At 51.1% G+C, this 2,798-nt stretch carries 1 protein-coding gene; it reads left to right on the top strand.

The annotated features are described in order from the left end of the window. Positions 1 to 2,743: beta-phosphoglucomutase (gene pgmB, locus ACEW9I_RS24200; RefSeq protein ID WP_373542894.1), on the top strand; the 2,743-nt coding region annotated here is incomplete at its 5' end. Positions 2,744 to 2,798: the final 55 nt, after the last annotated feature.

Consider the following 2,798-nt stretch of genomic DNA (forward strand, 5'->3'; position numbering starts at 1 on the left):
ACCAATTACCTTAATTAATGGGTTGTATGACGATACTCCTGTGGTGTATACCGAGCTGGCAAACTGTCCCGACTGGCTGTTATTGGTGGTAATTATTAATGGCGAACAGTTTCGATTAGATCGTGGTGAAATTATCGCCTACGAGCGGCGGCTGGACTTGCGACAGGGGGTTTTGAGTCGATCGATCCGCTGGCGGAGTCCACAGGGAAATACCGTGGATTTAAAGTTTGAACGATTTGCAAGTCTGGCAGACGAGCAGGTATTAGCACTGCGCTGTGAGATTACGCCGATCGATTTTGATGGCACCATCGAGGTGCAGTCGAGCATCAATGGTTATCCCGAAAATCAAGGCTTCGACCACTGGGAGCATCTCAACCGAGGCAAGACAGAGCAAGGAGTCTGGCTCCACGTTCGCACCCGCAGTACTCAGATCGAACTCGGCATGGCTGCGAAAATGACCGCACTTGGTGCTGAGGCTAAATCTCAGGTTATCAATACACCCGACTGTCCCACCTTGACAACTACTTTTGTCGCCACAGCGGGGAATAAGATCGGTGTGGAGAAGGTGGTAACGGTATTTACCTCTGGCGAAACCAACTCACCAGTTCAGGCGGCTCAAGCCAAATTAGCCGAACTGACAGCCTATCCAATCCTCCTTGCCGCCCATCAGCAAGCTTGGGAAGCAGTTTGGGAGTACAGCGATGTGGAGATTGAGGGCGATCTTACTGCTCAATTAGCAGTTCGCTACAACTTATTTCAACTCTTCATTGGTGGCTGTACTCCGCAGGGATCGATCGATACTGACCCCGACAGCGTTCCCGCCAAAACCTTGTCGGGATTTGGCTATCGGGGGCATATCTTTTGGGATACCGAAATTTTTATCCTGCCCTTTTTCACCTTCACGCAACCTGCGATCGCCTGTAGCCTCCTCAACTATCGCTATGACACCCTAGCTGGAGCGAGACGCAAAGCCGCCCACGCTGGTTGTAAAGGGGCGATGTTTGCCTGGGAAAGTGCAGCAACAGGCGATGAAATGACCCCCAAATGGTCGCTGTCGAGCGATCCTTATGTGGAACCTGTCCGCATTTGGAATGGGGAGCGCGAGATTCATATTAGTGCGGACATTGCCTATGGTGTCTGGCAATACTGGCAAGCAACGGGTGACGATATCTGGATGCGCGATCGCGGAGCCGAAATTATCCTCGATACTGCTCTATTCTGGCTGAGTCGGGTGGAGTGGCATGAGAAGCAGCAACGCTATGAACTGTGTGGGGTGATTGGTACCGATGAATATCACGAGGATGTGCGAAACAATGCCTACACCAATCGGCTGGTGCAATGGCATCTAGAAAAAGCTGTGGAAGTCTATGAATGGCTACAGCAAACGTTTCCAGCGCGGGCACCTGAACTGAGCCAACAGCTCCAACTCACGCCAGTGCAGATCCTCGCTTTTCACTCGACGATCGCGCAGATGTACATTCCTTACAATCCCGAAACACTTCTGATTGAACAGTTCGAGGGCTTTTTCGCGCTCCAGGACATCGAATTGAGTGACTACGAACCACGCACTAAGTCGATCCAATCTGTCCTCGGCATGGCATTAACAAATCAGAGCCAAGTCATCAAGCAACCCGATGTGCTGATGCTGCTCTATCTCCTATTCAATACGCCAGAATTTGCCAATCGTCAGGACATCCTGCATGAAAACTGGAACTACTACACCCCCCGCACCGATATCACCCAAGGCTCATCCCTCGGCGCATCTGTTCAAGCACTTCTCGCCGCCAGTCTGGATAAATCGGTAGATGCCTACGAACACTTCATGCGGGCAGCTCTCATCGATCTCAAAAACACTTTTGGTAACAGTGAAGATGGGATTCATGCAGCTTCCGCAGGTGGTGTTTGGCAAGCATTAGTGTTCGGCTTCGGTGGCATCAAACTGACGGAAAACGGCCCCGTGGCGACTCCCCATCTGCCACCGAATTGGACGCAGCTCAAATTCAAACTAAACTGGCGCGGCACTTGGCACCATTTCAACCTCTCGCCCTCAGTTGTTTCAACTACAGATATTCAGGGCTATATCTTCGATGTCGATGGCGTGTTGACAGATACTGCCGAATACCACTACCTGGCTTGGCAACGACTGGCTGATGAGGAAAAACTACCCTTCGATAGACAGGCAAATGAAGCTCTCCGTGGTGTGTCTCGTCGTGAATCGCTGATGCATATTGTCGGCGACAAACAGTATTCGGAAACTGCACTTCAGGAGATGATGGAGCGCAAAAATCGTTATTACTTGGAATCGATGGCCACAATTACCCCCCAAGATCTGTTTCCAGGAGCAGTCGAGTTATTAACAGAACTCCGACAAGCGGGCATCAAAATTGCGATCGGTTCTGCCAGCAAAAATGCCCGGACTGTAATTGAGAAATTAGGGATCGGGAATCTAGTGGATGCGATCGCGGATGGTGATAGTGTCGAGGCTCCTAAGCCAGCCCCAGACTTATTTCTCCACGCTGCTCAACAGATCGGACTCGCGCCCGCTCGATGTGTGGTCGTAGAAGATGCCACCGTGGGCGTTCAAGCGGCGATCGCGGCAGGAATGCGATCGATCGGTATCGGCCCAATTACTCGCGTTGGAGCCGCTGACATCGTGCTACCAAACTTAGTTGGCGTTAACCTCGTCGATCTCCAAACTCAACTAAAACTAGCTCCAGCAAAAACCATCCAACCGACAGTCTAATTACTAGGTAGGGTTAATTCATGAATTACTCCTAGATGCGATGACTGGGATGGGG

It is taken from the genome of Chamaesiphon sp. (assembly GCF_041738855.1).
In the GTDB taxonomy this organism is placed as follows: Bacteria; Cyanobacteriota; Cyanobacteriia; order Cyanobacteriales; family Chamaesiphonaceae; genus Chamaesiphon.